Annotated in this window: 2 protein-coding genes; both read left to right on the top strand. The window is 76.3% G+C overall.

Going from position 1 to position 4,385, the window contains the following annotated elements; genetic code table 11:
* Positions 1-2,156, top strand: a 2,156-nt coding sequence (locus FMEAI12_RS31320; protein ID WP_146776811.1) for an acyltransferase domain-containing protein, incomplete at its 5' end; no start/stop codon positions are given.
* Positions 2,157-2,197: 41 nt separating this feature from the next.
* Positions 2,198-4,385, top strand: a 2,188-nt coding sequence (locus FMEAI12_RS31325) for a type I polyketide synthase (protein WP_146776812.1), incomplete at its 3' end; no start/stop codon positions are given.

A 4,385-nucleotide genomic window follows, 5' to 3' on the forward strand; every position in this document is an offset into this window, starting at 1 on the left:
GGGCTGGTCGGTCGGGGGTGGGGGCTGGTCGGGTGGAGGTGGCGGCGGTGAACGGGCCGTCGGCGACGGTGGTCGCCGGGGAGCCTGCGGGGTTGGATGAGCTGCTGTCCGTGTGGGAGGCGGAGGGTGTTCGGGTTCGTCGGTTGCCGGTGGACTACGCGTCGCACACGGTGCAGGTGGACCGGGTGCGCGACCGGCTGATCGCGGAGCTGGCCGGGATCGTCCCGCGTGTGGGGACTGTCGAGATGTGGTCCACGGTCACCGGCTCCCCGGTTGTTTCCGGGCAGCTTGACGGGGAGTACTGGTTCCGGAACCTGCGGTCGACCGTCCGTCTGCATGAGGTCGCCGACGCGTTGGTGGGCGAGGGGCACCGGGTGTTCGTGGAGATCAGCCCGCATCCGGTGCTGACCGCGGCGATCATCGAGACGGCCGAGGCGGCCGGTGTCCCGGACGCTGTGGTCGTGGGGTCGCTGCGGCGCGGCGACGGCGGGCTGGACCGGCTGGCGGCCGGGGCGGCGCAGCTGTGGGTGCGCGGTGTTCCGGTGGACTGGGCCCCGCTGGTGGCCGGCGGTCGGCAGGTGGACCTGCCGACCTACCCCTTCCAGAACCAGCGCTACTGGCCCGACGCGCCCGCGGTGCGTGGCGGCGCGCCCGACCCGGGCGTGCGTCCCGCCGACCATCCGATGCTGGGCGGCGTGGTACCGCTGGTCGACACCGGTGGGCTGCTCCTCACCGGTCTGCTCTCACGGGGCTCACAGCCCTGGCTCGCCGACCACGCGGTCGGTGGTGCCGTACTGCTGCCCGGTGCCGTGTTCCTCGAGCTGGCCGTCCAGGCCGCGGACCAGACCGGCTGCGACGAGGTCGCCGAGCTCACCCTTGAGGCGGCCCTGGTCGTTCCCGAGCACGGCGGCGTCCACGTGCAGGTCGCGGTGGGTCCGCCCGACGGCGCGGGCCGGCGCTCGCTGGCCGTCTACGCGCGTCCGGACGGTCGAGGTCGGCCGGGGGACCCGGAAGGGCCGCAGGAGCCGTGGGCCCGGCACGCCCGGGGCGCGCTCGCGGTGCGGGCCCCGGGCGGCGTCGCCGCGGACCCGGCGTTCGACCTGGTCGTGTGGCCGCCGAGCGGAGCGCGTCCCGTCCCGGTCGACGACCTGTACCCGCGCCTCGCCGCGGCGGGCGTGGACTACGGCCCGGCCTTCCACGGGGTGCGTGCGGTGTGGCGCCGCGATGCGGAGCTGTTCGCCGAGGTCGGCCTGCCCGAACCGCTGCGGGGGACGGCCCGGCGGTTCGCCCTGCATCCGGTGCTTGTCGACGCCGCCTTCCAGCCGCTCGTGCTCGATCCGGAGCTGGGGGCGCGGCGGCTGCGCCCGTTCTCCTGGAGCGCCGTCCGCGTGCTCGCGGACGGCGCGTCGACGCTGCGCGTGCGGCTGTCGCCGGCCGGCGCCGACGAGGTGGCCGTGACTCTCGCCGACGGCACGGGCCAATCGGTCGCCGAGGGCACGCTGGCACTCCGGCCGGCCTCCCCGGCACCCGTGGTGGCACCCCCGGGGCCGCCGCCCGCGGCAGCCGCGCCGGTGCCGGTCATTCCGGCCCGGCGGGCCGCCGCGGACGCGGACCAGCCCGACACCTCCTCGTTCGCCCGGCGGCTGACCGGCCTCGCCGGGCCCGACCGGGAGCAGGCCCTGCTGGAACTGGTCCGTGGGCAGGCGGCCGCGGTGCTCGGCCACGAGGGTGCGACGGCCGTCGCGGATGACCGCGCGTTCCGCGATCTCGGCTTCGACTCGCTCAGCGGGGTCGAGCTCCGCGACCGGCTGACCGCCGTCACCGGGCTGCGCCTGCCGGCCGCGCTGGTCTTCAACCATCCGACGCCGCGGGCCCTGGCCGGCTATCTGCGGGCCGGGCTCGAACCGGGACGGGCGGGCACCGCCGCCGCCCTGGCGGAGCTGGACCGCCTCGAAGCCGCGCTCGGCATGGCCGCAGAGGGCGACCGGTCCGTGCTCACCGAGCGGCTGCAGGCCCTGCTTTGGCGGTGGGCCGACACCCCGGCCGCGCCCGCCGGCGGCACGTACGTCCCCGACGGGGAGGACGGCGACGACTTCGAGTCGATGACCGACGACGAGATGCTGGAGGTGATCGACCGGGAGCTCGGCGCGCTGTGACCCGTCCGCCCTGATCAGCCCGACGCTGGGAGACCTGACCGATGTCCAGTGCCAACGAGGATCGGCTCCGGGAGTACGTCAGGAAGATCATGACGGATCTCCGGCGGACACGGCGGCGGCTGAGCGATCTCGAGGCCGCCGCGCACGAGCCGATCGCGATCGTCGGGATGGGCTGCCGCTACCCGGGCGACGTCCACTCGCCCGAGGACCTGTGGGAGCTCGTCGCCACCGGCCGGGACGCGATCACCGGTCTGCCGGCCGACCGCGGCTGGGACCTGCCGGCCCTCTACGACCCGGACGGCACCCGGCCCGGCACGACCTACACCCGCCACGGTGGCTTCCTCCACGACGCCGCCGACTTCGACGCGGAGTTCTTCGGGATCTCGCCGCGGGAGGCGCTGGCGATGGACCCCCAGCAGCGGCTCCTGCTGGAGGTCGTGTGGGAGACGGTCGAGCGGGCCGGCATCGATCCGTCCGCACTGCGGGGCAGCGGGACGGGAGTCTTCGTCGGCAGCATCTACCAGGACTACGTCTCCCGGCTGCGTGACGTCCCCACCGAGGTCGAGGGCTACCTGAGCACCGGCGGCGCCAGCAGCGTGCTGTCCGGCCGGGTCGCCTACACGCTCGGGTTGGAAGGCCCCGCCGTCACCGTCGACACCGCCTGCTCCTCCTCGCTGGTGGCGCTGCACCTGGCGGCGCGGGCGCTGCGCGGCGGCGAGTGCGCCCTCGCGCTGGCGGCCGGCGTCGCGGTGATGTCCACCCCGCTGGTCTTCACCGAGTACGGCCGCCAGCGCGCGCTGTCCGCGGACGGCCGCTGCCGCGCGTTCGCCGCGGGCGGTGACGGCTTCGGTCTCGCCGAGGGTGTCGGCGTCCTGCTCCTCGAACGCCTCAGCGACGCGCGGCGGCTGGGGCATCCGGTGCTCGCGGTGGTGCGGGGCAGCGCGGTGAACTCCGACGGCGCGTCCAACGGACTGACCGCGCCCAACGGTCCCGCGCAGGAACGGGTGATCCGTCAGGCGCTGGCCGACGCCCGGCTCACGCCGGATACCGTCGACGCCGTCGAGGCGCACGGCACCGGGACGGCACTGGGCGACCCGATCGAGGCGGACGCGCTGCTGGCGACCTACGGGCGCGGCCGGCCGGCGGACCGGCCGCTGTGGCTCGGGTCGCTGAAGTCGAACATCGGGCACGCGCAGTCGGCCGCGGGGGTCGGCGGCGTGATCAAGATGGTCCTCGCGCTGCGTCACGGGGTGCTGCCCCGGACCCTGCACGTGGCCGAGCCGACGGCCGCCGTCGACTGGGCCGCTGGCGACGTCCGGCTGCTCACCGGGGACGTCGACTGGCCGCGGACGGACCGCCCGCGGCGGGCGGGAGTCTCGTCGTTCGGCGTCTCGGGCACGAACGCGCACGTGATCGTGGAGGAGCCCCCCGCGCCCGAACCGGAGCCTGAGCCGGAACCCGAGACCCAGCCCGAGGCCGAGCCCGAGGCCGGGCCCGGACCGGTCGGCGAAGGCGGCGCCGGCTCGGGGGCCGGGGCCGCGTCCCGTCCCGCACCGGTGCCCACCGAGGCGGTGCCGTGGGTTCTGTCGGCGCGTTCGGAGCCGGGGCTGCGCGCCCAGGCCGGTCGCCTGGCGGCCTTCCTGCGGCCGGGTCCCGGCTCGGTCGCCGACGTGGGCTTCTCGCTGGTGCGGGGGCGGGCGGCGCTCGAACACCGGGCGGTGGTGCTGGGCGCCGACCGGCACGCCGCGCTGGGCGCGCTGGCCGGGGGTGAGCCGGCGGCGGATCTGGTGTGCGCGAGCGCGAGTGATGGCGCGGGCGGCGGTGACGGCCGGGTGGTGTGGGTGTTCCCCGGGCAGGGCGCGCAGTGGTTGGGCATGGGGGTGGAACTGCTCGATTCTTCCGCCGTGTTCGCGCAGCGGGTGGCGGAGTGCGACCGGGCGCTGGCCGGTTTCGTGGACTGGTCGGTGGTGGACGTCCTGCGCGGCGTCTCGGGCGCGGGATGGCTGGAGCGGGCCGAGGTGGTCCAGCCGGTGTCGTGGGCGGTGATGGTGGGCCTGGCGGCGGTGTGGGAGTCGTGGGGAGTACGGGCGGATGTGGTGCTGGGGCACTCGCAGGGGGAGATCGCCGCCGCCTGCGTGGCGGGGGCGCTGTCGGTGCCGGACGCGGCCCGGGTGGTCGCCGTCCGCGGCCGGCTGATCGCCGCCGAGCTGGCCGGGGGCGGGGGCCGGG

The organism is Parafrankia sp. Ea1.12, assembly GCF_900465275.1.
Classification (GTDB): Bacteria; Actinomycetota; Actinomycetes; order Frankiales; family Frankiaceae; genus Parafrankia; species Parafrankia soli.